Annotated in this window: 25 protein-coding genes and 7 tRNA genes; 3 read left to right on the top strand and 29 right to left on the bottom strand. The window is 44.1% G+C overall.

What is annotated here, in order from left to right; all coding sequences use genetic code 11:
- Positions 1 to 3: 3 nt before the first annotated feature.
- The 3 genes from D829_RS0128585 to D829_RS0128575 all read right to left on the bottom strand — a co-directional run bounded on the left by D829_RS0128585 (position 4) and on the right by D829_RS0128575 (position 3979).
- The gene (locus D829_RS0128585; RefSeq protein WP_017692335.1) at positions 4 to 1263 is read right to left on the bottom strand and encodes a hypothetical protein; all 1260 of its coding nucleotides are present in this window, start codon (positions 1261 to 1263) and stop codon (positions 4 to 6) included.
- A gap of 14 nt (positions 1264 to 1277) precedes the next feature.
- On the bottom strand, positions 1278 to 2342 hold the full coding sequence (locus D829_RS0128580) for a hypothetical protein (protein ID WP_017692334.1): 1065 nt from the start codon (positions 2340 to 2342) through the stop codon (positions 1278 to 1280).
- A 479-nt stretch (positions 2343 to 2821) separates the two neighbouring features.
- A complete protein-coding gene (locus D829_RS0128575) occupies positions 2822 to 3979 on the bottom strand; it encodes a Gfo/Idh/MocA family oxidoreductase (protein WP_017692333.1) in 1158 nt (385 codons plus the stop codon).
- Positions 3980 to 4087: 108 nt separating this feature from the next.
- On the opposite strand from D829_RS0128575, the gene D829_RS0128570 reads away from it, so the two are divergent.
- Entirely contained in the window at positions 4088 to 4963 is an 876-nt protein-coding gene (locus tag D829_RS0128570; protein WP_017692332.1) for an AraC family transcriptional regulator, read from the top strand.
- 75 nt (positions 4964 to 5038) lie between these two features.
- On the opposite strand, the gene D829_RS0128560 is transcribed toward D829_RS0128570, so the two are convergent.
- The 6 genes from D829_RS0128560 to D829_RS0128530 all read right to left on the bottom strand — a co-directional run bounded on the left by D829_RS0128560 (position 5039) and on the right by D829_RS0128530 (position 10127).
- The gene (locus D829_RS0128560; protein ID WP_017692330.1) at positions 5039 to 5788 is read right to left on the bottom strand and encodes a DUF3600 domain-containing protein; all 750 of its coding nucleotides are present in this window, start codon (positions 5786 to 5788) and stop codon (positions 5039 to 5041) included.
- Positions 5775 to 6362 (bottom strand): sigma-70 family RNA polymerase sigma factor, encoded by a 588-nt coding sequence (locus D829_RS0128555; protein ID WP_017692329.1) that lies wholly within the window; start codon positions 6360 to 6362, stop codon positions 5775 to 5777. Before D829_RS0128555 ends, D829_RS0128560 begins: the two co-directional genes overlap by 14 nt.
- Positions 6363 to 6712: 350 nt before the next feature.
- Entirely contained in the window at positions 6713 to 7471 is a 759-nt protein-coding gene (locus D829_RS0128550) for an SDR family NAD(P)-dependent oxidoreductase (RefSeq protein WP_017692328.1), read from the bottom strand.
- A gap of 411 nt (positions 7472 to 7882) precedes the next feature.
- Positions 7883 to 8386, bottom strand: coding sequence for an SMI1/KNR4 family protein (locus D829_RS0128540; protein WP_017692326.1), 504 nt, complete (start codon positions 8384 to 8386; stop codon positions 7883 to 7885).
- A 221-nt stretch (positions 8387 to 8607) separates the two neighbouring features.
- Positions 8608 to 9399 (bottom strand): RNA methyltransferase, encoded by a 792-nt coding sequence (locus tag D829_RS0128535; protein WP_026081474.1) that lies wholly within the window; start codon positions 9397 to 9399, stop codon positions 8608 to 8610.
- A 26-nt stretch (positions 9400 to 9425) separates the two neighbouring features.
- Complete coding sequence (locus D829_RS0128530; protein ID WP_076211287.1) at positions 9426 to 10127, bottom strand: TrkA family potassium uptake protein; 702 nt, start codon at positions 10125 to 10127, stop codon at positions 9426 to 9428.
- A gap of 128 nt (positions 10128 to 10255) precedes the next feature.
- On the opposite strand from D829_RS0128530, the gene sspI reads away from it, so the two are divergent.
- On the top strand, positions 10256 to 10489 hold the full coding sequence (gene sspI, locus D829_RS0128525; RefSeq protein ID WP_017692323.1) for a small acid-soluble spore protein SspI: 234 nt from the start codon (positions 10256 to 10258) through the stop codon (positions 10487 to 10489).
- 227 nt (positions 10490 to 10716) lie between these two features.
- Here sspI and D829_RS0128520 read toward each other — a convergent pair whose 3' ends face one another.
- From D829_RS0128520 to D829_RS0128465, 12 genes are all read right to left on the bottom strand, one after another.
- A complete protein-coding gene (locus D829_RS0128520; protein ID WP_017692322.1) occupies positions 10717 to 12300 on the bottom strand; it encodes a peptide chain release factor 3 in 1584 nt (527 codons plus the stop codon).
- Positions 12301 to 12651: 351 nt separating this feature from the next.
- The gene (locus D829_RS0128515) at positions 12652 to 13050 is read right to left on the bottom strand and encodes a DoxX family protein (RefSeq protein WP_026081473.1); all 399 of its coding nucleotides are present in this window, start codon (positions 13048 to 13050) and stop codon (positions 12652 to 12654) included.
- Between the two features lie 469 nt (positions 13051 to 13519).
- Positions 13520 to 15070, bottom strand: coding sequence for a glucose-6-phosphate dehydrogenase (gene zwf / locus D829_RS0128510; RefSeq protein WP_017692320.1), 1551 nt, complete (start codon positions 15068 to 15070; stop codon positions 13520 to 13522).
- Between the two features lie 145 nt (positions 15071 to 15215).
- Complete coding sequence (locus D829_RS0128505; RefSeq protein ID WP_017692319.1) at positions 15216 to 15965, bottom strand: YwmB family TATA-box binding protein; 750 nt, start codon at positions 15963 to 15965, stop codon at positions 15216 to 15218.
- A 451-nt stretch (positions 15966 to 16416) separates the two neighbouring features.
- Complete coding sequence (locus tag D829_RS0128500) at positions 16417 to 17085, bottom strand: response regulator transcription factor (protein WP_017692318.1); 669 nt, start codon at positions 17083 to 17085, stop codon at positions 16417 to 16419.
- Complete coding sequence (locus D829_RS0128495) at positions 17027 to 18142, bottom strand: sensor histidine kinase (RefSeq protein ID WP_017692317.1); 1116 nt, start codon at positions 18140 to 18142, stop codon at positions 17027 to 17029. Before D829_RS0128495 ends, D829_RS0128500 begins: the two co-directional genes overlap by 59 nt.
- 31 nt (positions 18143 to 18173) lie before the next feature.
- A complete protein-coding gene (liaF, locus tag D829_RS0128490) occupies positions 18174 to 18821 on the bottom strand; it encodes a cell wall-active antibiotics response protein LiaF (protein ID WP_017692316.1) in 648 nt (215 codons plus the stop codon).
- A 150-nt stretch (positions 18822 to 18971) separates the two neighbouring features.
- Positions 18972 to 19679, bottom strand: a complete 708-nt coding sequence (locus D829_RS0128485; protein WP_017692315.1) for a PspA/IM30 family protein — start codon at positions 19677 to 19679, stop codon at positions 18972 to 18974.
- A gap of 1 nt (position 19680) precedes the next feature.
- Positions 19681 to 20190, bottom strand: coding sequence for a PspC domain-containing protein (locus D829_RS0128480; protein ID WP_017692314.1), 510 nt, complete (start codon positions 20188 to 20190; stop codon positions 19681 to 19683).
- 17 nt (positions 20191 to 20207) lie between these two features.
- Positions 20208 to 20441, bottom strand: a complete 234-nt coding sequence (locus D829_RS0128475) for a PspC domain-containing protein (RefSeq protein ID WP_017692313.1) — start codon at positions 20439 to 20441, stop codon at positions 20208 to 20210.
- Positions 20442 to 20445: 4 nt separating this feature from the next.
- A complete protein-coding gene (locus tag D829_RS0128470; RefSeq protein WP_017692312.1) occupies positions 20446 to 21117 on the bottom strand; it encodes a PspA/IM30 family protein in 672 nt (223 codons plus the stop codon).
- A gap of 35 nt (positions 21118 to 21152) precedes the next feature.
- Complete coding sequence (locus D829_RS0128465; protein WP_017692311.1) at positions 21153 to 21461, bottom strand: hypothetical protein; 309 nt, start codon at positions 21459 to 21461, stop codon at positions 21153 to 21155.
- Positions 21462 to 22018: 557 nt separating this feature from the next.
- On the opposite strand from D829_RS0128465, the gene D829_RS0128460 reads away from it, so the two are divergent.
- On the top strand, positions 22019 to 24409 hold the full coding sequence (locus D829_RS0128460) for a helix-turn-helix domain-containing protein (protein ID WP_017692310.1): 2391 nt from the start codon (positions 22019 to 22021) through the stop codon (positions 24407 to 24409).
- A 432-nt stretch (positions 24410 to 24841) separates the two neighbouring features.
- Here the strand turns inward: D829_RS0128460 and D829_RS0128455 are convergent, their stop codons facing one another.
- The 8 genes from D829_RS0128455 to D829_RS0128420 all read right to left on the bottom strand — a co-directional run bounded on the left by D829_RS0128455 (position 24842) and on the right by D829_RS0128420 (position 26546).
- On the bottom strand, positions 24842 to 25768 hold the full coding sequence (locus D829_RS0128455; RefSeq protein WP_017692309.1) for a class I SAM-dependent methyltransferase: 927 nt from the start codon (positions 25766 to 25768) through the stop codon (positions 24842 to 24844).
- Between the two features lie 169 nt (positions 25769 to 25937).
- Positions 25938 to 26016 (bottom strand) — tRNA-Leu (locus D829_RS0128450).
- 6 nt (positions 26017 to 26022) lie between these two features.
- A tRNA-Cys gene (locus D829_RS0128445) sits at positions 26023 to 26096 on the bottom strand.
- A gap of 6 nt (positions 26097 to 26102) precedes the next feature.
- A tRNA-Gly gene (locus D829_RS0128440) sits at positions 26103 to 26177 on the bottom strand.
- A gap of 4 nt (positions 26178 to 26181) precedes the next feature.
- Positions 26182 to 26256, bottom strand: a tRNA-Gln gene (locus D829_RS0128435).
- Positions 26257 to 26278: 22 nt separating this feature from the next.
- A tRNA-His gene (locus D829_RS0128430) sits at positions 26279 to 26351 on the bottom strand.
- A 29-nt stretch (positions 26352 to 26380) separates the two neighbouring features.
- Positions 26381 to 26454: transfer RNA gene (locus tag D829_RS0128425), tRNA-Trp, on the bottom strand.
- Positions 26455 to 26460: 6 nt separating this feature from the next.
- A tRNA-Tyr gene (locus D829_RS0128420) sits at positions 26461 to 26546 on the bottom strand.
- Between the last annotated feature and the right edge of the window lie 77 nt (positions 26547 to 26623).

Below are 26623 nucleotides of genomic sequence, written 5' to 3'. Positions count from 1 at the left end.
AACTTATTTATTCACGACCAATAATATAATCAAAACAATAATAATAACGATGCACAGTCCAAGGACACCATACAATAATGCTTTTGAAGATATCTTCTTAGAGTCACCCATGTAACTTTTCATCAGCTTGTTTAATACCGAGTCTGTATCTCCTTGGTGTTTATAGGGATCAGCATGTGGTGGAATTCGATATACGAGATTCCCTGGAAGATCTTTTCGAATATCTTGGATACTGAGATTTTCAACAAATGGTACACAATAAACCCAATTAGACTGATCCATTTTTTTATGTAAATCTCTAAATCTTCTAATTTTCCCTTGTCGCCATTCGCTACCAGCACCAAGCACAATGTTTACACTCGCTCTGTAGAACTCTTTACTCCAGTCACTCTCTTCAAAGCTCCCGATATCTAAAATTAAGTAGTCATGTCCTGCTGTAATCAGATGGTTAATATCCAATTTGTTATTATTCTTGTAATACTCCACGCCCTCTATAGAGAAGTGAATGTTATTGCTTTTGAAATCCTGTGTTCCTTCATATGCATTCTCAATACTTGTAAAGTCACTTGAACCATTTGCCTCTACTAAACCTACTGAGTAGCCTTTACGTTTTAAATAGTTTGCAATTAATATACTTTGATGAGTTGAACCGACTTTAGATTCAACACCCATAACTCCGACTAAAATCGTTCCGATGATTCGATCTTTTAGAATGATTCTTTCTTGGATCGGCACATCTGGAAGTTCCAAATCCATGACATCTGATGAGTCAAAACTGCCTGCAGAGGTTAATTTCGCTGTATATCGATAAATGCGATCCTTTATCTTCTCAAGATCAAAATCTGTTGATTCCCAATCCTCTTGTCCATTTCCAGTTACCTCGCTTTGATTTGGCAATAAATTGCGCAGTGCTGGAATAATGGACTTTGGCTTCGTTCCTGGCGAGGTTGTAACAACGTTGATCCCCATGTCTGCCAATTCATGAACGACTCCGTCATCCTCATAACGATCAAGAGCAATGACAATAATTCGAGTATTTGAACGCACTGTTCGATATTGACTAATTCCACGTAGAAAAGTATTTGAATCGGTGCAGTCTAGATCAGTTATAAATGCATTGATGTTAATTCTAGCTACAGCTTCGCAAAATTCGATAAACTGACCACTCTCAAAGCGACCTACTTTTTCAAAACTAACATCTGTATTCCCTATGGCTTCATGTACTAGCGTAGAAGCTTTACTGGAAATGATAACCGCATTCACTATGGTTGCCTCCATTAATCCGCTAAAATTTTACTTTGGTCTAGATCAAAGATTCTATTAAGCCCACTTTGCTTCGTTCGAACAGCACCTTCTTTCGCCTCACGGATATGATCATCCAGTGTAAATTCAGGCTTAGTGTCAATATACCCAATCAGTACAGTACTTGAGGCTTCAACATCAATTTTCATCCTTATGGAGTTAGCCAGCTCTGCTAATGGTAAATTAGAACTTGTTATAAGAGCCACAATGACATCACTTTGGTAACGTCCAGCAAATCCACTACCTTCCAAAGCCCTGCCCATGGCTCTTCCCGCTCTCTTAAAGGACTCTTCCTCCGAAATGTGGGTTGGATTCTGAATCTCTATGTATAATACCCCTACTGTCTTCCCCTTGGATAAAGCTTGATTAGCTTGATGAATAAAATGTTTTTGCGTGAACAAACCTGTTATTTCATCCCGTGTTGATGTGTATGTCGCAGCTTGCATAACCCCAATAATCTTTTCAAAAATCATCGTGAACACTATGAAGCTAGCAAAAACACTCAAAATCAAACTAAGTTCTGCCAATAGTTCATAACCTGTAAATGCGCCTGATAGATGCAACAATAGCTGCATTGCAAAAAGGATCGTTACCATAAAATACTGTGGATTTAGCCCGACATCCGGAAAAATCTTGACCAGTGTGTACAATGTCACACCTATTACAGAGAGAAACACTAAAAAGGAACTCATTTGTACGGGTAAAAACAAAGACATTGCGGCAGTAATCAAAGTAACCGCAGTACCGCCTAAATGTACATAAAGTTTGTCTGTTCGTTTGTTGTAGTAAAGTCGAAATATCCCGATTTGAGCAATTATCATTCCAGCTGCATAGAGTGATAAGAAAAACATATATACAGACATGAGCTTATGCGACATCAAAGCCATACCCACATTTGCAAATAACATTAAAGAAAAAGCTCCCAAAAACTTTAAGTATGTTGGGTTTCGCCATTTCCTGTACATTAAAAATCCAATGATAAATAAAACAATATTAATAGACAACATAGAACCAATTGTTAACTTCCCAAAATCCCCCATGTAGTTCCTTTAACCCACTTTCTTGAAAATTATGTAATTTCATGAATTTTACAATTCCAATTTTTCATTCATTTTTCCCATTTCAAATATAATCAAACTCTTATCTGATTTGGTTCTTAGTACCTAGCATTTGGATAAACAAGTAACAGTAGATTAAATAATAGACCCATTTCAGCAATTTTACAACATATTTTTGTTATTTATGACCAATTGTACCTAAGAATATAGTCCTTTATTTTCACAATAGTCCTAGACATTGTTTAGTTCAGATCCGAAATTTCCTTTTTCATTTCCAATTAAATTGAGAGGTATTGAAAAACAAGAAAATTTCCAAGTATGTATCCAACCAAAAAAACTGCCAGATCAATTGATCTAACAGCGTTTTTTTGGATATTTCACCCACTTGTTCTATAGTTTTTCATATTGCTCTTATCACAAAATAAATGATTAAATACTCTGAAAAATACTAGAAATTTGCATTAAAAATCCAACTTGCTCCCGAGCGTAATACTCGAATCCTCGAAGTTCTCCACCGTCGTCTTTTTTTCATAAAAGTGTACTGCATGTTGCATAATTCCTTCTCTTGTGTAAAACCCGTCTTCCGACCCTAGTGGGAAAACAACCTTTTCCCCCGTACTTGCAGATTTGTAGATACCCACAATCAGTTCAAGTGTATTCCGGCCACTTTGGCCATCCACCAGAAGGGGAGAACCTGTCTCAATAGCATTTAACATATTCTCAACTTGCCCAGCGTGACCGACATGAGTAACATCCGGTAATTCGTCAGCAAGCTTCTGAATCTGTTGTTCCAACTCTTGATTGGATTCCGGAAATCCGTTATTCCGCGCGGTAGAAGCAACCACTTTCCAAGGTGCAGATACCCGAGCTTCTTTGCCCTGAAAAATTAACTGCTGCTCCTCTCCGTGATGTACGACGGAGCTGGTAATCATGCCAAGCGCCCCTTCCTGGAAGCGAAGTATCGCCATGGATATATCCTCAACTTCGGCATTATCATGTGCCGTATTTGCCATCATGGCCTGCAATTCCACTGGAGGTCCCATCATCCAGAGCATGGCATCAATATGATGCACCGCATGATTAAGGGTACAGCCTCCGCCTTCTTTTTCCCATGTCCCGCGCCACCACAGATCATAATAATTGTGGCCCCGCCACCAGAACGAATCAACCTGCACATGTACAATCGGTCCCATCCGTTTACTGTCCAGCACACCTTTTAGCTTCATCATTGGTGTCGTAAACCGATTCTGTGCTACTACGGATAGCAACTTGCCACTTGCTTGCGCTGCTCTCAACATCAGATCCGCTTCCTCCAGGGAAGAAGCCATCGGTTTTTCGACTAACACATGTGCACCTGCTTGCATGAAATCACAAGCAATGGGAGCATGCGTATATGGCGGCGTACAAACTGATACCAGATCAATGTTTTGGGCAAGTAACTCTGTGTAATCCGTGACGGCTTGTGCACCTTCCAGACCATATTCATTAATTCGCTTCTGTGCTTTTTCCACGTAGATATCGACCACAACAACAATCTGACATCGCTCAGGGAACGCCATATATGCTGAGATATGTGCTCCACTAATTGCACCTGCTCCGATAATAGCCACTTTTAACATCGTTGCATACCTCCCTTATTCCCTTCACAATACACAATAATAAAGCGCTTTTATGCGTTCATCTTGTGCTAAAATAAAACTATCTTGCGCATGATAAGGGAGGCATTCATGAAGTCCATCTTTCTGGGAGAACAATTTAATCTGGTCTGTCGTCGTACATCCAACACTACGTCTCGCGAAGTGTTCCATGCTCATTCGCAGCTGGAGATAACCTATATTCACGAAGGATATGGGCAGTTGATAACCGAAGGTCAGGTTTTCTCCCTTGAACCCGGTATGCTCATGATTTTTCGACCTTTTCAATTGCATCACATCCAGATTCAAGTATCCAGACAGCAGCCTTTCATTCGAAATGTACTCATGGTTGAACTTGATCTACTTAAGGCACATTGGGCCCAATTTATCGTTACTCACGACTTCATACAGGACCTGCTGGAAGAGCAATCCCCCATTCAGCCCATCCGACTTGCTGCCACATCCCCACTCGTTCAACGAATGGAACAATATGCAGATACGTATCCAGGTCTGCTTCCTCACGAAATAGAGGAGGATACACGCCTCTTTTTATTGGATCTGCTCGTACAACTTCGCTATCTGAGGCAAGACGGGCAGCAAAGCCGCTCCCAAGATGTACTTTCGTCCAGTGCAACCGTTCTTCACCCTCATGCCGAAGCCATCATGCAATGGATTGAACAGCATTACCAGGAGCCTTTCCGTTTGGAGCATATCGCAGATACTCTTCATCTGTCCCCCTATCATCTATCTCATATATTCAAAAAAGCGACCGGCACCACGATTGTTGCTTATGCTCAAGCCACCCGCATTCGTCATGCCTGTGGGCTGCTCACTCGGTCCTCGCTCTCCGTTCCCGAAATCGGTCACCGTGTCGGTATGACCAGCCCCTCCTACTTTTGCAAAGTATTCCGTACTACCACAGGCTCTACACCACATCAATATCGGCTGAAGGTGCAGGGGAGGAAGTAATGGATCACAACATAAAAAAAGAAGCGAAAGAATTCACTTCTCCGCTTCTTCTCCTCTTTCACAGTTCCACCCGACTCAACGCAGATTGAGCTCCAACCGTTTCAAATATGGAATTAGGCGTCTCTCTAGCTGCCTTAAATCATCCTTCTGTTCCGCTGACAAGCGTTCCTCATGGATACTTCCATCCTTGTCCATCACCATAACTTTGTATTTTTTCATTTGTTCATAGACAGACTTGAACTCACGATATTGTTCCTTGGTGAATGTCTTCTCTGCCTGTTCCAACTGTTCCGTCCAAAATTGCTGCTCGTCCATCAGTTTTTTGGAGGACCCTACACTCACAGCTTCCAGCTTCTCAAAAAACGGTTCGAGCTCAGCTGCAAGAAGGTTATATCGTTCCTTTTCCACTGTACTCCATTGCTCTGGATGCATATTGCCTTGAGAATCGGCATGCTTCACGGCCATTTGCCCTAATTGCTTCAGCAAGTCCATATATTGAACAAATTCTTCTTCGCTGAAATGGGCCTTGGCCGTCTGCAGCTTTGCTTCCAACCTCATATAATCCTCAGCTGTCCCCCCCATAGCAGCGATATTCTCCTGTGAACCATATATTCCGTCTGCGAGATAGGTGTACCCTGCATAGGCTCCGGTGGGAATAATGAGTACAGCAGCCAATAGCCCAGTGACCAGCCATTTTTTTCGATTTCTTCTGATGTGTGAATCACTTCGAATACCATCCATCATTTTATGTTTAATCCTCGCAGGAACGGACCAGTCTTTGGTCTCTTCCTGGTAGGCTGTTCGCAACTGTTCATCGAGTTTCATGCAGATCCTCCGCCTTTCCCCGCAATCTTGGATTCATCTTTTCTTTCTGTCTCAACTTCGCCAGCGCCGCATGTATACGCGATTTTACGGTTCCAAGCGGAATCTCCAATATGCCAGCAATCTCCTCTTGCGTGTATTCATTCAAATAATGAAGTGTGACCACCTGCTGCAGCTTGTACGGCAAACGGCGCACCTGTTCCAGCAAAGGACGATTTGCCAGTTTGTTGACCAGATCAGTGGAAAAATCATATTCTAGTCCCACGTCAGATTTTTCAATGCGCTTGCCAAACCGAAACTGCATCAATCTTTTGCGTCGATAACTCTGAACCTGTCGCATCGTCACCCCCATCAACCAGGGACGAAAAGCACGCTCCGCATCATATCGCGCCAATGATCGATACGCCTGAATGTAAATCTCCTGTACTACATCCTCCGCGTCAGACTTGTCCTTGATGAGAAATCGCACAGTTTGATATACCCCCGTCACTGTTTTCTCATATAATTCTCCATATGCTTCTTCATGCCCCGCACGTATTAACGTTACAAGTTCTATGTACTCATCTTGTTCACTCATTATCCATCCCCCTCCTCCTTACACTATATATTGGCATGCCAGCATTATTTCGTTCGATTTATTTATTGAATATTTCTAAAAAACTCTTTTAATATGATTTATTAGAGAGCAACCTAGCGAAAGATGGTACTATTGTGATGAAGTTTTTCATCAGATTGTACTCGGAATATTTATTGATTCCAAAATTTTAAGTTCTCATGGGACATAAAGAAGAGCTAAGTCGTCTTTATGACGTCTCGGCTCTTCTTTATGCTCATCTTTTCCGGGCAGACGAAGATATGGTAATCAATCCGAACACGTTATAACGTTTACCAAGATGAAGGACACAGTGAAATGAGCAAATTGGGACTTTAGCTCAATTCTGAAATGACCGGATAGATTGCGCCTGTCAGCTGAAAATCATAGTTCTGGTCTACAATCCCTACGACCGCTTCGTTGTGATCATACAGATCGATCATGAAGCCAGCCATTTCTTTAGCTGTGTGGTACTTGGGCATATTCGCTTTGTAATCAAATCCTTCAGCATCTATTGATTTTTGTACGAATTCTGTTTCCGTGATCGCTGGTGCCAGAACCTTCGCTTTTAGTTTTGCAGCTTTCAGTTCCAGTTCTTTGGCAAGGCCCTCTGTGAAGGCACTAACGTAGAATTTCGATGCAGAATAAGCTACACTGCCTACAGCAATGGCATATCCGAGTGCGGATGAGACGTTAATCAATTGAGTGCCTTCCACATTCGCATAATCTCGCACATACAGTGTAGAAAGAACAGTCAAGGATTCAATGTTAACACGCAGCATGGTCTCCACTTTATCCAAATTCTGATCAGCAATGAATGAGCTTTCTCCAAGTCCTGCATTGTTGATCCAAGTCTCGATTTCATATTCCTTCAAATTGTTGTACAGTGCATATGCTTCTGCGGTAACAGACAGGTCGCTAATGTGAACAATAACATTTACTTTAGTATCCATACCCTGAATAGTCGATTTAAGCTCTTCCAGCTTATCCAATCTTCTAGCTACCAAAATCAAGTTTTTGCCACGTGCTGCAAATGCCAATGCTGTTTCATATCCAATTCCAGAACTTGCTCCTGTAATTACGGTGTATTTCATCTTATTCTCTCCCTTATATTCTTTAGATTAGTGTATTTCTAGTTTTGAGAACGATCGTTCTTAAATGTGTAAAAAAAGTAGTTAGATCTAACTTGCTGTTAGCATATCATTTCTAGAACGAACAGTAAAGAATTATTTTATATATAGAAAATATGCTTGGAACACACTTAAATAAGACTAAGATCACGCTATATAAACCATTTTTATATCATAAATTAAGAATTCTTATATCGTTTCATAAGATAAACACATCTTTTCTATAATACAAATTGAGATTTCACCAAGGTCCAAATACATTATTACAAGGGCAATCAGCATTAGGGAAACACGCCTTACCCCGGCCTCGTTTACGAAAGTGATGACTTCACCTATTTTCCTTCCATCACTAAGCATCAACCTTTCCTAGCTACGCTAATCTGAATTCAACATCATCCATGCCAGAAATTCTCCAAACGAATCGGATACCTTTTCAACCTCTTCAAATTCAGGCTCACATCCACGGACAATAGCTCCACTGTCGGTTGTTAAGTCAATGGCATAGAAGGAATATCCATCCTCCACAGACATTACGATCGGCAAGTGATAATCCCACCAAGCCGTTATCTCTGACTGCCAAATAGAATCACCCTCTGCTGCCTCCAAACTAAGCATTTCAAATTCATTCCATTGGAATGCGGTCTCCGTGCTATTGTTGAACTCAGCATCACAAATAAACCAGGTTTGCTCATCCGGTGCAACGCATTTTTCAACTACATTTAGAAATTCCAAATATTCATCTGGAAGTCCTTTATATCTTGAAGTAATGCCGTTGTTTAAATGTAGCTGCGAACCGGATTTAGTCATTATGTCCCAGCCCTTTTCCCCAGCCCAAGTCATAAATTCCCTAAGGTGAGTTTTTCCTTTTCCATTATTCATTTCCAATTTATACACCTGCCCATCAGCTTAAGAAATACAAACTATATCACCTATTCGGGATTTGAATGGAAAATCCCTGCTGTGGTGCTTCAAAGAGAAAGACAAAAAGACTGGACAAATGGTTGGGAAAAGCGGCAACCATGTTCCAGCCTTTGGTGGTTTGGGGAAAGTTAATTTTAGTTAGGGACAGTTAATTTTAAATTGGACAGGAAAATTATTAGTTAGTTAAACATCCGCTGTCTCATCGCCTCAAACAGCAAAATCGTTGCCGCCATCGCCGCGTTGAGCGACTCTGCCTGTCCCTGCATCGGGATCGTAATCGCATCATCTACCAAACGTGCCGTAGCGTCTGAGATACCTTTACCTTCGTTACCAATCACAAGCCATACCGACTGCGTAAAATCATAACTATAACATGAATGCTCTGCCTGCAAAGAAGTACTGACCAGCTTCACGCCCGCAGCCTTTGCTTCGGGAAGCAAGGATTCCAACTGGCCCTCCACAATGGGCAAATGAAACAATGACCCCATCGTCGAGCGAATCGTCTTCGGGTTATACACATCAGCACAGCCCGCGCCAAGTACCACACCCGCTGCTCCCGCTGCATCTGCACTACGGATAATGGTTCCCACATTCCCTGGGTCCTGCACCCCATCCAGCACAACAACAAGCCCACGAGCTCCTGCGATCAGGCTTTCCAGTGGCTCACTGCCTTTACGCACAATTGCGAATACAGGCTGTGGTGTTATCGTATCCGTACATTTGGCGATAACCGCAGGAGATACACTGACCCACTCCACACGCTGAAGCGGGTTTTCAAGCCCTGCAAGCTCAATCGGTACGCCTTGCTCTCCGTCGTACACGATACACTCCAGATCAGCTCCAGCGCACAATGCTTCCTGTACCAGATGAATGCCCTCAATGATATATTTATGTTGACGGGTACGATGCTTTTTCTCCAGCAACTGTGCCCATTCTTTTACACGTGTATTTTGCGGTGATATAATATCCATCTTTCCATCCTTCCCATCTGCATCCATCACTTCGGATATGCAAGCTCCATTTTCGTCAAATGATCCTTGTGACCCACAATGATCAGCACATCTCCAGCTTCGATCCGATCCTCCGCGTACGGCGAGATGTTCATCGAGTTCCCACTGCGGATCGCCATGACGTTGCATCCAAAACGTGCCCGGATGTTTAATTCCATCAGGTTTTTGCCGATCATTTGCTCGGAGGCTCTCATCTCCAAAATGCTGTAATCCTCAGATAACTCGATGTAATCCAGTATATTAGGCGAGGTCAGATGATGGGCTACGCGCAGTCCCATATCCCGCTCAGGATAGATGACTTTGTCTGCGCCAATCTTTTGCAGCACCTTACCATGAAGCTCATTTTGAGCTTTTACGATCAGCACCGGTACACCCATATCTTTCAATATCAGGGTTGTCAGAATGCTCGCCTGAATATCTTCACCAATCGCCACAACGACAACGTCGAAATTCCGTATGCCCAGCGCACGCAGCGCTTCTTCATCTGTTGAATCTGCCGATACCGCATGGGTCACCACATTGGACATTTCCTGAGTCCGCTGCTCGTCCGCATCAATTGCCAGCACGTCAAATCCCATGCCACTCAGTGCATTGGCAACACTTGATCCGAACCGTCCCATGCCAATTACGGCATACTGTTTCTTGGCCATTAGGGTCTTAACCTCCCGCTGCACTTCAGCATGACGCATCATTACGGATACCCATGCTAACGTAAATAATCCTTCGTAGTATACCACAAAGCCTGATAAACTTGAATGCGCTCGCGCTTCACAGGGAACAGTATTAGAGCAGCCGAATATACGAGGAGGGAATTGCGATGCCCATTACATTAAGCCTGCGTGAAGCGATTGTTCATAAAGTTCATGACAAGAGTGATGATCAGCTCCGGGAGATGATTGAAGGTTCGGTAGATGGACCGGAAGCTGCATTACCTGGACTTGGCGCCATTTTCGAGATGATCTGGAAGAACACAGAACCTGCCAAGCAGGAAGAACTGATTCAAATCGCGCAAGAGCATCTGCACACCATTCCCGTCCAACCGCTTAGCTAATCGAAGCAGTGGAGGGTAAGGTAACCATCATTACGTTTGTTCTGTCTGCAAAAGAAAGCTTTCCCTTATTCGGCTGGATCATACCCGCCTCCAGGTAAGGTGTATAGCAATAGATCCCTCCGCCAATCGGCGGAGGGATCTTATTTTTAACAAGCTCTATCTCATCACATGAACTTGTCACGTTTAACTAACCTTTAACAACTCCCACGAAATACTTCTGTCTTCACTTAAGGCGCAGTCTCCAGGAATTGAGCTGTAGGATTTTTATCCATAGCCGTTCTCATTGCATACTCATTTTCGAAGAGCACCACATAATTACCTTTTTTATCTTTTACAAGCGCAGAGTTAATCCGGAATTTGCTTGGGTCCAGATTCTCGTCCACGATCCAGCGAGCGAACTGATAAGGCATGCGTTGTAATAGTACGTCTACCCCATACTCGCCTTTCATCCGGTATTCAAATACCTCGAACTGTAGTTGACCAATTACGCCGAGGATTGTCTCGTCGAAACTTGCCGTCTGGAACACCTGAATGGTTCCTTCCTCCGTCAACTGATCAATTCCTTTTTGGTACTGTTTATGTTTCAATGCATTTTTCACGGTAACTTTGGCGAAAATCTCTGGTGAGAACGTTGGCAATTCCTCAAAAATAACTTCGCTGCCTTGGCTCAATGAATCACCAATCCGGAAGATACCTGGATCGAACAGACCGATAATATCGCCAGCATATGCCTCTTCGACGATATCCCGGTCTTGTGCCAGGAATTGCTGTGGCTGTGACAGCTTGATTTCCTTGCCCACACGAGTATGCTTCACACTCATTCCACGTTGGAACTTGCCTGACACAATACGCAGGAACGCAATACGATCCCGGTGTGCCGGGTTCATGTTTGCCTGAATCTTGAACACATAACCGCTGAATTTCTCATTCGTTGGCTGAATCTCTCCTGCCGTACTGCGACGTGGTTCAGGCTTCGGTGCCAGTTCCAGGAAATTCTCCAAGAAGGTCTGTACGCCGAAATTGTTGATCGCACTACCGAAGAAAATAGGGGTCAGTTCACCGCGCTGAACTTTCTCCATGTCGAATTGGTCGCCTGCGATATCCAGCAACTCCAGATCCTGACACAATTGATCATGCAGATATTCTCCAGCCATCTCACGGATAATCGGATCTTTGTAGCCGTCTACCTTTTGTACTTTAATCGTCGAGTGATCGTCCCCTTGGAACAATTCCACCTGATTTTTCATCCGGTCATACACACCGCACAGCTCGCGACCTGTACCAATAGGCCAGTTCATCGGAACCGAACGAATACCCAGTACATTTTCAAGTTCTTCCATCAGGTCAAATGGGCTTTTACCCTCACGGTCGAGTTTGTTGATGAACGTAAAAATTGGAATGCCACGCTTCGCACATACCTGGAACAACTTGATCGTTTGTGCCTCGACACCTTTTGCCACGTCAATCAACATTACCGCGCTATCGGCAGCCGTCAGTGTCCGATACGTATCTTCACTGAAATCCTGGTGACCCGGTGTGTCCAGAATGTTGACGCGATGATCCAGATAATCAAATTGCATTACGGAAGAGGTAACCGAGATCCCCCGTTGTTTCTCAATTTCCATCCAGTCACTTGTTGCGTGTTTGCTGGCTTTCCGAGCCTTTACCGTTCCCGCAAGGCGAATCGCGCCCCCGAACAGCAACAGTTTCTCGGTCAATGTAGTTTTACCCGCATCCGGGTGAGAGATAATGGCAAACGTCCGGCGTTTGTCCACTTCCTGTTGAAGAATTTCATTTGCAGCTTTGCTCATAGGTTTAATCCCTTTCGTCCGTTCATTCACGTTAATCCGGCATGGCCGGTCCATCATTCAATCTTTATGCAATCCGGCGAGGCCGGTTGATTGTACACGAGTTTTTACGTACTAGGTATTTACACACTAGATTAATTTTACACATTTACAATGGAGTTCATCCTCCTCAAATCTGTGCTTTCATGTATACCGTGAACTGCTTCTTAACCCAACTCTCCTATTGTACCATAATCTGTACCGAAAATAACCGATTACTACAGCAGATTCTTCTCTTTTCACTTGCAAAAAAAAGCACCCTTCAGCCATTTCCATGGCATCCAGGCACTCCTCATTCATTTTTATTTATCGGTTTTAGAAAATCAAAGCATCCAGCGCGTATTGTCCGCCACCCGTCAGTGCCAGCGCTACACCAATCACCAGAATCGCGAGATTATATTCGAATCCGTTCTGTGTGGACCAGTATCCGTTCGCTCCATGGACTTTCACAATTGCAATAACCATTGTCAATGCAATCAGAATGCCACCTACCGGTGTGAGCAGACCTAGAGCCAGCAACAATCCGCCACCAAATTCCGCGAGTCCAGCCAGTAACGCCACCAATGCACCGGGCTTCATGCCCATCGACTCAAACCAACCGCCTGTACCCTTGATTCCGTAACCTCCGAACCAACCAAACAGCTTTTGAGCCCCGTGCGCCATGAACGACAATCCAATCACCAAACGAATCAACAACAACCCTAAGTCCAACATCATTTTCTTTTTCCTCCATTCGATATATACAAAATAGTATTCTTAGATTAAAGATATTATGCTAAATTTTTTTCTCCATGATATCGTGTTGAAACCCCTTCACCTGTTTCACATTTCATCTCATGAATCGTGCACTTATCCGAGTAGTTCATCGGGTTAAGTTGGTCATTTGCGTAACTCTTTATCTCTTGTGTTGAGTATAAGTTATATACTTACTTTTTGTCAACAACTTATTTTAAATATTTTTATTATCGTGTTCTCCTCAGTCTTTCCCCATAAGAAAAACGTATCGACGTACTTTACAAAAGACAGACCGCGTTTAGCTGATGTATCTCTTACCATAATCTAATATTCAGCTCCGCTGAAAACTTTTAAACTCTTTTTTCCATAAAAAAAGAAGCCCAGAAAGTTCGCTTCAGCCGCGTTCTTTCCAAGCCCCTTAATCATTTCATTTTATAAATGAATAGCGTTAATTGTTGACTTGCCAGATCACGCTGTCCTCGTCCTGACCATTTACCGGCCACCAGTGGAATCCGTCCTGCTCCAGCAGCTTATCTGTTGCTTCTGGTCCCCAAGTTCCAGCAGGGTACGTATGAAGTTCTCCCTGATTCTGTCCCCAGGCTGCTGCAATCCGATCCACAAAAGACCAGGCTGTTGCCACTTCATCCCAACGGGTAAAGTACGTGGAATCCCCCTCTGCTGCATCGTGCAGCAGACGTTCATACGCTTCAGGCGAGTTAATTCCAATCATGCAGCTCTGACAGAAATCCATTGCAAGTGGCTGAATCTCGGAATCAGAGCCTGGTTTCTTGGCATTAATTTTGATATATATGCCTTCCATCGGATTCACCCGAATGACTAGCAGATTCGGTTCCAATTTATACTTTTTCCCAAGGTACACGTTGTTTGGCATCGACTTGAACTCAACTACGATCTCGGTTGTTTTCACCGGAAGACGCTTGCCTGTCCGAATGTAGAATGGAACACCTGCCCAGCGGAAATTATCCACGAATACACGTGCTGCAAAATAAGTTTCCGTATTCGACTGCGGATCAACCTTGTCTTCCTGGCGATACCCCGGAAGCTGCTTGCCACGGTATTCCCCTTCGGAATACTGTCCCCGCACGACATTGTTGCTCACTTCCTCATCCGAAGTAAAGGCCCGCAATGAACGTAATACCTTCACCTTCTCATCCCGAATGTCTTCCGGGAATAGGCGACTCGGCGGTTCCATCGCAATCATCGTCAGCATCTGAAGCATATGATTCTGCCCCATGTCACGCAGCGCACCGGAGTGATCATAATAACCACCACGTTCTTCCACGCCTACGGTCTCACCAAGCGTAATCTGAACGTTGGCAATATGTTTGTTGTTCCAGAGCGGTTCAAAAAAAGCATTTCCGAAGCGGATCACTTCGATATTTTGCACCATTTCCTTGCCCAGATAATGGTCAATCCGATAGATTTCCTCTTCACGGAACACCTCACGAATCTGCTCATTTAGATGTTCGGCGGATTGCAGATCATAACCAAATGGTTTTTCGATCACCAAACGGTTCCACCCCTGACTTTCCAACATACCGCCGTCCCGCAAACTGTACGAGACACTGCCAAACAGCTCAGGTGCCAGTGCCAGATAGAACAGCCGGTTCCCCGGCGTGTTAAACTTTGATTCCAGATGCTCCGTCTGCGTACGCAGCTCTTTGAATCCTTCTACATTGTTGATATCCAGTGCTTTGTATTCAAAATGATCGACAAAAGCGTTCCACTCATCGGGTTCCCCCGCTGGATAACGGCAGAACTCTTTAATGGATGCATAGATGTCTTCCCGGAATTCTTCTGGGGACCTCGGACGACGTGCTACGCCAATAACCGCAAAGTCTTCGGCAAGCTTGCCTTCACGGTAAAGACTGTAGATAGCCGGAAACAGCTTCCGGCGGGCCAAATCACCCGTTGCTCCAAAAATGAAAAATACTGCGCCTGGTGTCTGTACTTCATCTTGCAATTGTTTTTCAACCATGGGCTCCTCTTTCTTCCGGGAAGATAACCTTCACGCTCTCCCCGAGCTATGTAATGGTGTTATATATGCACGACATACAACTGTCAATTACCAGCAAGTTCCTTCTTGGATGTGATGCCATTTTAGCATATCAACTGAATGTATGCTAATATTCAATCGTAATCACCGGAAACCCCACTGTAATTCGATTATCGACCTCGTCTCCAACCTGGTGAACTGCAAGTTGCATATTCAACATGTGCGAGCCACTCTTGATCGATAGGGGCAGCTCAGCCGCCTTATAAGAGACACTTGCAGTGCCTGCATCTGTATAACGTTCGACGGAGGCGATATCCACCTTTGTGGACAGCTGTTCTTCGATCAGTTCCAGTTGCTGACTCGCATCATGTTCAGTAGCACTAACTGCTGTACCTTGCACAGACATATTCCAGCTTGCCTTCATCCCTGAGTCTACAAGCAATTGATCGACCTCTTCATGTAATGTCATTAATGCCTTCCGATCCGTGTGTGCATCCCCTGAAAGTTGTACGATGGCGTAGTAGCCGTTATCTCCTGTCTCGACGACATTGACCAACATGCCTACGCCACCATTAGCTGCACCTACAACCAACTCACTACGGTACACATCGTGGCCGGTCTGACGTACCTGCATCGGTGGTTCAAGTCCCAAGTGACTTGCCAGTAACACGGCCTGCGCTTGTGCATCTCCGTTACCTTCTCCTTGCCATTTAATAACTAGACGATCCACATTATCAATCACACTGTCAGCAGTATAGATTAACTGTTCCAGTTGGGCAGCTTTGGATTCGTTCTTCTCTGCATATACCTGTGTCACACCGATAAGAATAATGATTGCTATTGCCAAGATACCTGCTGTCATCCAACGATTTAACATTTGAATCCCCCGCTTCTTTCTTGCATTCTATGAATCTATCAACAGCATGCCCCTTGGCCGCATTAGCTATACTTCTCCTGAACCCATCAAAAAAAGCCCCACCCGCCACTTGCATGGCAGATCGGAGCTTTCAATTCATACTTATAGAGGTTGTTCAAAAAGTCCGCTTTTGATTACGAAGGGTGCCTAGCGGCATCATCAACATCGAATATGGAATTCAGCCGAAATAAGTGGGGCTTACGAAGAATGTTTCCTTCGGAAACATTGCGGTTGCTCACGTAGCTCGATCTACGCTCCGCTACTCCATTTCTAGCTTTATCCCATCTTCTTGGTACTGAAAACCGACCTTTTTGAACACGCACTTATATATAAATCATCTCTTATCTATAACTTACGTACATTAATGCACGGTTCTTTGGCTTAATGATGTTATTGCATATAGTTCTTGTTATTACTCTGCAAGTCCATTTTTATAAGCATAGATCGCGGCCTGTGTACGGTCGTCCACGCCTAATTTTTCCAGTAGGTTTGTAACATGGAATTTGACTGTCTTAATGCCGATGATCAGATCATCAGCGATGTCCTGATTCGATTTACCTTTGGCGAGCAACCGGAGAACATCCATTTCACGGTCTGTTAGTTCATCATGCAAAGGAGCTGCTGCCTGTGGCTGCCGGAAGCGATTCATCATTTTCGAAGCCACCTGTGACTCCAGAACGGATTGCCCGCGAGCTGCTGCGCGAATCGCATCTGCCACTTCGTTGGCTCTTGATGTTTTCAACAGATAACTGAATGCGCCTGCTTCAATGACAGGATACATTTTTTCATCATCCAGGTAACTGGTCAATACAATGACTTTGCACTCCGGATACATTTTAAGTACCTGACGAGTAGCCTCAATGCCATCCATTCCTTCCATAACCAGGTCCATCAGAACAACATCAGGCTTATATTCCTGTGCGAGCCGAATGCCTTCCTCTCCACTACCTGCTTCACCAACAACTTCAATTCCATCTTCGGTATCCAGTACCGCTGCAAGACCAATACGTACCATCTCATGATCATCCACGAGCAATACTTTGATCGACGTTTCCGTCTCCGTTTCGACTTCCGGTTCCATTGACATGTTCTTCCTCGCTTTCATCGTTCATCAAAGGTATCGTAATCTCAATCCGCGTTCCCTTACCAGGCGCTGTTACAAATTGTATGGCCCCGCCAATCTCCGTAACACGTTCACGCATGTTAGCCAGACCGTAGGAAGCTTGTTTATTCTCATCCAGATCGAAGCCTTGCCCATCATCACGAATCAATACCCGGATCGCATCAGTACGACGCTGGATCCGTATCTCCATTTTTTCCGCTTTTGCATGCCGTAACGTATTGGACATAGCCTCCTGAACGATTCGAAACAGATGATTCTCGATACCTTTGATCAGATCAATGTCTTCGTCCATTTCGAACACAATGTCCATGGGTACTTTCGTTTTCAGTTCCATCACTAGATCACGCAGACCTTGTTCGAGATGTTTACCCTCCAGATAGACTGGCCGCAGGTGCAACAGTAACGCACGCATCTCGGACTGGGCTACCGAAGCCATCTCCTCAATCAAAGCCACCTGCCGCTGAGCACGTTCAAAATCCTTCTCCATCTTCCGTCCAACGGCTGTTGCTGTCATGGATATCGCGAACAATTGCTGCGATACCGCATCATGCAGTTCCCGTGCCAAACGTTGCCGCTCTTCCACAATAGCCGTAATTCTGGCTTGTTCAGCAAGCTGTGCATTATGAGTAGACAATCGCTGGAGCGAAGATATCTGATCTTCCCACTTTTTGCCGATTCGTCCGAGTTGCTCACTTAAACGGCCCACATCATCATCGCCCAGATCAGGTACAGTGCGTGATAGAGAGCCCTTCTCCCACAGTAGAAGTGTTTCCCGCAGCAGTTCAAGCCGGCGTTTAACCCGGTAACTCTGATAGAACCCAAAGACCGCACCAATCCCAATCAGAAGCAGCAATAAGGCCAGACCCGATTGAATCAGATGCCGCCAGCCTGTAAACGGAGCAAGATAACCATATGTATACAATACATACAAAATAACTGCGAGCACAATGAAAACCAGGAGGATCCCTTCACCCATACTTCGGGTTACCATGTCGGTATGTCGTTTTGTCTTCATCGGGGTCTCCTCCTTCTCTTCATCTATTTTACTACGGATTACTGATGTTTAGGTCGCCAACAATATAAGAAATGACAAATTTTGCTTTATGTTCACTGGATTCATATCCAGGCGTTCTCCATACTAATTTGTTCATCATGCCGCTATCTTGTTCTCCAAGAAGATTAATCCGGCCGAAAAGAACCGATGCTTCAATCTCCACACCATAATCTTCTGGTAGCGTAAGGCGAACATTACCCATAACTCCTTGCAGCAGCACAATTGTTTGTTTCTCCTCCGGAATCGAAAGAGATAGATCGGCGTTAACCTCACCTATGGCATGCCACAGACTCATACTACGTAACGTCCATGATGATTGATCCCAGTAGTACCGAGCCATGAAATTCTGTTTCTTCATAACACCTTCGTCCAGATGAATCTTTTTGTTTTTTGAATAAAAGTAAGCTAAAGAAGCCAGTACAATCAAGAATACAATCATTAAATTATCCAGCAATAACAGTGCCGCACCAATGCCAAGATACCGATGACCTTTGCGGGTATCCCCTTTGCGGACTTGAAGCATTCCAACCGTTAACAGAATCAGTGCGGCAGCGGTCAGGAAGTTAATATTCTCATTCAATAACATCATTGTGCCAATAATCATAATGACAACTGCAAGCCATTTACTCTTTTGATTCATCCCCGCCGCACCTCCTCTGTAAGTTAATCTCTCTTTATTCAACGGAAAAGCCATACCAGGCAATGAAGTCCTGTATGGCTTAACTTTTGTTCTACCAATCGTACATTATACACGATTTATAGAATATCATATTGTCCACTAAGCGAACAGTTATTCTTTTGAAGTTCCGTTCGCTTCATTCTTGGAACCATTGCCCATTTTGTTTTTGAGGGCTTGTAATTGCTGATCCACTTTGAACTGTTTTTCCACATCTACAGGATTCGTGTACGTGGATGATGTGTTGCGATAAGGTGCACGAGCTACGTCAGCTTCAGCTTCCAGCTGCATGATTTTCTCTTCCATGCGGTGGAATCCAAGTGATGCGCCGCCACTTTCAATCGAATGCAAGCTGTTGATGGAAGACATTTGTTTTTTGGCTTTTGCCATTTGTGCACGGGATACAAGTTCATTACGCTTGTTACGCATTTTGTAGAACTCATCTTTCATATCATGCAACTGTTGCAACAGATCTTTTGCTTGTGCTTCGGACTGTGCATGCAGTTCGCTGTACTCCGTAATTTTTTGATCAAAGTAGATTTTCTCTTCCAACAACTTGCGTGCCACTTCTTCCTGACCGTTAGACAGAGCAGCTTCTGCTTGGGACTCACGTTGTACCGAAGTACGCTCCGCTTCATCCAAACGTTGTTTCATGCGACGCTCATTTGCCATTTGTTTGGCAACAGTTACCTCTGCCTCATGAATCTCAGCCTCCATATCACGCAAGTACTGGTTCAACATTACAATTGGGTCCTCTACTTTATCCAACATATCATTTACCGATGCTTTCGTCATATCCTTAATCCGTTTAAATACTCCCATTTTACTTTTCTCCCTTCTCGTAACGAGATAATTTTTGGCGAAGCTCTTCAACTTCTTTTTTCAGTGCTTTTTTCTCGATATCTTTCATCATGGAATCAAGTTCACTTTCTTGCGGTGCTCCTGCTCCGTAGGCGTTGTTGTCATAAGAACGGGGACCAGATTGAGGTCTGCCGTTGAATCCAGGGCCAGGACCGAAGTTACCAGGACCTTGTTGGTTGTGATTATTTTGAAAAGGACCTCTTGGTGGCTGATGATCGTAATTGTCGTATCCTCTGCCAGGACCAGGGCCTTGGCCCGGACCGTAGCCATATGGATCATAAGGCGGATACGGTTCTTTTGGTACCACCAGTGCTGCAATAAAGTATATTAACAACGACGTGCCGCCAGTTACGAAGATACTGATAACAAAGATGATACGCAGCAGGGTGGAATCCATTCCGATGGTTTCGGAAATTCCGCCGCACAAGCCGGTTAACATCCGGTCACGCGTTGAGCGGTATAATTTGCTCATGTGCTTGCTCCTTTCGTTTACTTGTATCCTCTTACGTTGGAATCATAAGCATATGGATCAACGTGATTGGATTCCTTTGGTACCACCAACGCAGCGATGAAGTAGATCAACAATGATGTACCTCCCGTAGCGAAAATACTGATGAAGAAGATGATACGTAGCAGCGTGGTACTCAATCCGAGATTTTCAGAAATGCCGCCGATCAAACCTGTTAGCATTCGATTACGCGCCGAGCGGTATAATTTACTCATGTGACTACTCCTTTCTGTCATTGTTCAATTTCTGTCTTAAGCGTTCCAGTTCCTTATCCAGCGTAGAGGATGACATGCTGCCAGTCACTCCTGAACCATCTTGATTCATCCGCCGGATATCGCGGAGACTTTGTGCTTCATATTCGAGATCAGAGACTTGATCATCCAGTCGGTTAAACATACGGGGTACATTCTGACCGTTGTGATTGCCTCTCTGGTTCATACGTTGCTGTAACTGAATCGTCTGCATACGAGCGTAGTAATATTGACGTTTGCTGTATACATTCTGATATTCGACCTTCAGCTGGTCGATCTGTTCATCCAGCTCCTGTAATGCCGCATAACTTTGTGCATACAATTCATTGTATTGTTCCATTTTTTCCTCGTGGAGGATTTTCTCCTGCAAGGCCAGCTTAGCGAGATGCTCTTCGCCTGCTTTCAGAGCCATGGAAGCCTGTTCTTCCCGTTTGTTAACCATACCTGCTGCCTGATCGGCTTGTTGTTTCATTTGTCTGGTATGGCTTGCGTATTGATGACGAAGTTTCTCGGCTTCACCGATGTCTTGGCGGGTCGAGACCAGGAACTGATCAATCAGTTTTACTGGATCCTGACTTTGCTCCAAATGTTCGTTCAGATTGGCTACGGTAATATCCCGCATTCGACGAAATACACTCATTATGTTCTGTCCCTCCTTTTCATAATCGTGAAAGCTTAGTACCGACCACGACGACTGCGGTTATTGCTTAGCATTGAGATACCAAAGATGATTAACCCGATCGCGATGATCGGTCCGATCAACCATGCCAGTTTACCCATCAGTGAGATGATACCGATGATGAGAACAATCCAGCCAAGCATCACATTCCCTCGTTTAACTCCGTAGTATCCCAGTGCAATCATCAGGACCGGAATCAGATAACCCATTAAGTGTCCAAGAAGTGGAGTTAACTTTCCGAAGAGGAGTAGTGCACCCAGCGCAATCAATACAATCGCCCAGCCATTTCCCTTATTCAATCTCATAATTGTTGTTCACCGCCCTTTCCATTCGTTCCTTTTAATGTGTTGAGTCATTTGTTCGTTTGTTTCTTGTTTTTTTGTTTCCGTGTTTCTTGTTTAACCTTATGTCCTTATTCTAGGGGATTCCGCGACTTTTCAAAACAGACCGTGGACGGTTTTTCATCCTAGACTCAGGTCGGGGATCTAGTTGGACCTTTGACTGTCCTTATATAAGACCAACGTTCCACTTAAGCTGAATAGCACTCCAGATACCTTCTATTACCCGTATTCAGGCTACCCTTTAGCCGATATCGACCTGTAGAGAGAATGATGTCCATGTCTCTATTTACGTTCACACTGCAATTTCGTTTCTCATGATTCCGTATTGGATAGTCAGTCCAAGCCGTTTCTCTAGCCTTTTCTGCAAGTTCATCTATCAGCAATCCCTTATCTCTGCTCCTATACCCTCTCATAAAATTACTTATTTATCCAAATAAACAAAATTTAGATTGTTCTATATGTAAGCGTTTACTAAAATAGAAAGTGTTACTATTTCTAATGTCAGGGGTGGAACTGAAACTGTGCGACCAATCAGCTATCTCCATAAAATGATCATCTTCGGAATCCTGTTAAGCACCCTGCCCATTTTGTTAACGGGAATTGCCGCATTTATCTATTCATCAAACCAAACAGAGTTGCATCGTACGCAGGCCAACAGACAGTTGCTGGAACAAATGCAATCCAACGTAGAACACAAACTCGCTACAGTCAGTTATATGCTTGATCAGGCCGTTCGCTCTCCAGTAACCCTTCGTTCCCTGTCTGCTTCTTCTTCACAAGAAGGGAAAGGACCTTTACTTGCAGACAAACTACAGAGCGAATTTCAGAATATGAGGTCATGGGAACCTTTGCTGGATATTACTCTGGTGAATCAATCTCAGAATTGGCTTATTGATCATGCCGGATTATATCGTAATACGGATTTTCCACTGGCTCTTCCCATGAAGGAATTGATATCGGATACGTTAACCTCTGGATGGCAGCTCTCCCCTTCATCGGTGTTCAGTAATGATGAGCGTTCACCCGGTACAGGCTGTATTTATCATATTGCCCTAGCGAGGTCTATTCCGAATCTGAATACGTCTTCCAATGCTGCCCTGATTGCGGGAATTCCTGCATGCTCTTTGCAAAATACACTAGGAGAAGCCTCCTTAGGTAATGCTGCCTCAGGACTGATCATTTTGAATCGGGAACAACGTATCTTGGTCCATCCCGATCCTGTATACATTGGACAACCGTTGTCTGCCATTGGATTACAGGATCGGGATACGGAAGCCAACATAACCAAACTATCACCCATTACATTTTCAACAGGCTTTGAAAAACGGGAAGTTAAGATCGCCAATACACATTATTCCCTGACATATAGCCCTTCTACCTTAAAAGGATGGACTTATGTGCTAATCTCACCTACCAATATTCTGACACAAGAATATATCGATATCGGATTACACACCTTGTATATCAGTATCTTCTTACTTTTACTTTCATTATTACTCGCCTGGCTCGGCTCCAAGCGAATGCATGTCCCGATTCGTAAACTTTTAACCCAACTTGGTGACAACCACCTGTCCAAAGAAGGAAACACATTAGCTCAGCAATCACCACCATTTTCTGATGAGTTCGAACAGATCAGAGCAGGGGTCTCACAATTATCTGCCTCTTGCTCCCAATTAGAGAACACACTTAATGTGCATCTATTGCAGATTCGCAATCATTTTATGATGAATCTGTTCCAGGGTAAGATCCCTGTTCATACTCTTCATGACACCCTGAATGAATATGGCTACACGCATCAGGTTCGGGAATGGCAACAAATTGCTGTTATTACACTACAGGCCGATCTTGTTAATCATACAAAATATAGAGCTAATGATCGTGACCTCTTATTATTCGCTATTCAAAATATATTGGAGGAAACGGTTGTGCATAACCAACAATTGCTTCCCATTGTGCTGGAACATACGGTAGTCACGGTGATTGGCACCGTGGAACAGGATCAGTTTATTTTTTCACAGCAGCTATATGTATTAACAGACCAGTTACAGCAACAGATGGATAAGATTCTGGCTCTTCAAGTCAGTATAGGATTTAGCCAGCCGCACAGCTCTCTATATCACATCTCTCAAGCTTACACAGAAGCCATGGAAGCACTAAGGCATCGGATGAAGCTGGGAACAGGCATTATTTTTCAATATGAGAACATAGATCATTACACTCCCACTTGGTCCATCATCTACCCGGAATCATTGGAATATTCGTTGATCCAAGCTATTCAAAATGCGGACGAAGTCCAGGCCTCTGCTCTTCTGAAACAACTGCTTGAAGTGATCTTTGGTATGGAGGTTACACCGGAGGAGTATGAGGTGGCTCTTACGAGGCTACTCACGCATATTTTGCAAATGACTCAGGAATCCGGCATACGACTCGGACAGATCTCCCAAGGTCGTGGCTCGATGTTTCATGAACTTCATGGTTTGCAGTACGCTGCTGAAGTTGAGGAGTGGTTTAACCATCAAGTCATCTTGCCCGTCATTCAGGTTTTTAAAGCAAGACAGTATGCCCAGTATCAGCATATATCTGAGAAAATGATTGCCATGATTCATCAAGATTATGATAAGGATCTGACGCTTGAGGAATGTGCCTTGAAGCTTCACTACAATGCCAACTACTTAAGTAGTGTTTTCCGCAAAGAGACAGGCTGTGCATTTAGTGAATATCTGACCAAGTACCGATTTAATATCGCTAAAAAATGGCTGGACGAAAGTGATCTAACCGTTAAAGATATCGCAGCACGACTTCGGTACAACAATCCGCAAAACTTTATCCGATCATTCCGTAAATGGGAAGGAATCACCCCCGGCCAGTATCGGGAGCGTAAGCAGAAAGCAGAAGTGTCGAACAGAAATTAGACAAGGAGCACGATAGTAAGTCGTACTCCTTCGGCCAACTCGGATACCTATCAATATGGCTCTCCAAACAGGGCTCGGACCTCTGACAACTTGATTATCCGTCGAGTGCTCACCAACTGAAATTTCAGGGAATATGCTTCAGAGATCATTCTCTGAAAACCAGATATGTGTTTTGTTTTTCGTTGTCTCGAACATCTCTAAATAAACGAGGGTCTGGTTCAAAGCGGTCGATGAATTAGTGGCTTATAAAAAGAGGGAGCACATAACCTGCTCCCTTCACTTACAACTTCACTTCTGCAATCTTAACTTCATAATGTTCCACACGTGCATCTTCTTGTGGTGGCGGTGTAATGCTTGCTAGCGTCATCTCAGACGTTAGACTACGTTGTCCGTCCCGATTCCTGCTCCTGTCACGTAACAAGCTTATGCGATTTATCGCTTATCCTTAGTGCGAACTGTTTTCATATTTGGCTGTTCAAGTTGAATTAGAATTTTACCAAACCTTGCTCCACGTGAGAAGGTCACCGTACTATCACTGTACGTATCCCGAATGTACTTCTCAGCCAGTCTGAGAGAATCTTCATCCGATGGTAACTCATACGTATTAAGCCATTCTGGCAGCTGCTCGATAATCTCTTCCACCGGTACTTCCAATGAGTTAACTTCTCTCGTAATGATCATCGTATAAGAATAACCCTTCAAATACAGCAACTGTTGGATATACCCCATATCACCGACCTTGTGTGAAGAAGTTACACCCAGTACATCCTTAAGTTCATCCATTAGTGTGTGTTCCTTCTGTCCCGCCATAGTACTTATATACACATACTTCCGGGCACAATTGATCGCCTGCTCAATCGTTTCCCAATCCGACATCGCTGGACACATGGATGCAAATGCAAAGTCATATTTCTTCTCCCAGCCTTTATCCTGAATAGAGATTTCCTCATATCGTTCGTTTACGATTTCGATTTTGGATTCCAGAGCTGAAGGTATCGTCTCTTTCATAAGGGAGACAAGCAACTCAGAAGGCTCAACTGCGGTCACACTTGCCCCCTTTTCTGCAAAAGGAATGGTAAATATGCCTGAAGCGGCTCCAATGTCCAAAATGGATAACCCTGCGAATTCCACACCCTGGTTTTCAATCCAGCCCATAATGCGTTCAGAACGCTGCTTTCCTTCTTCGGTGAACGACTGTGCATGATAATCTCTGGCCCACCGCTCAAATGCTTCTTCTGTATTAGAGGGGACGCTTTTCTTCTTATATTTTGAACTTCTCGGACGATTCTTCCATGCCTCTTCCCACACAGAAAGGTTAAATAACAGATCGGTATCCGATAGATTTTTTCCATTAGTCACTCTGCTTCACTCCTCTACATTAAAGACTTTACTTATCTACAATATACTGAATATAATCATACGTCAATCTTTATTAACGTCCAACTATCCTTACAATACAAAAAATCAATTTATATAAAATAAAAATAGCCCTACACATTGCATAAGCAACATGTAGGGCTATTCAATATACCGGCGAGAGGACTCGAACCTCCACGGTTTCCCACTCGATTTTGAGTCGAGCGCGTCTGCCATTCCGCCACGCCGGCATATGCTGGAGGCGCCACCCAGATTCGAACTGGGGATAAAGCTTTTGCAGAGCTGTGCCTTACCACTTGGCTATGGCGCCATATTTTGGAGCGGACGACGGGAATCGAACCCGCGACCCTCGCCTTGGCAAGGCGATGCTCTACCGCTGAGCCACGTCCGCATAATGGCTGGGGATATAGGATTTGAACCTATGCATGACGGAGTCAAAGTCCGTTGCCTTACCGCTTGGCTAATCCCCAATAAAAAATGAAAAAACAAAGGGGCGATCGAGGGGAATTGAACCCCCGAATGCCGGATCCACAAACCGGTGCGTTAACCACTTCGCCACGACCGCCATAAAAGGTTAATTTCTAAAAAGTTAATTGGCAGGGGCAGCAGGAATTGAACCCACACCAACGGTTTTGGAGACCGTTGTTCTACCTTTAAACTATGCCCCTAAAAACTGGTGGAGGATGATGGATTCGAACCACCGAACCCGTACGGGAGCAGATTTACAGTCTGATGCGTTTGGCCACTTCGCTAATCCTCCAGGATTACATGGTGCCGGCGAGAGGACTTGAACCCCCAACCTACTGATTACAAGTCAGTTGCTCTACCAGTTGAGCT

Origin of the sequence: Paenibacillus sp. PAMC 26794, from assembly GCF_000316035.1 — a bacterium.
Taxonomy (GTDB): domain Bacteria; phylum Bacillota; class Bacilli; order Paenibacillales; family Paenibacillaceae; genus Paenibacillus.
Note: the sequence above shows the minus strand (reverse complement) of the source record. Positions and strands in the feature narration are given on the sequence as shown.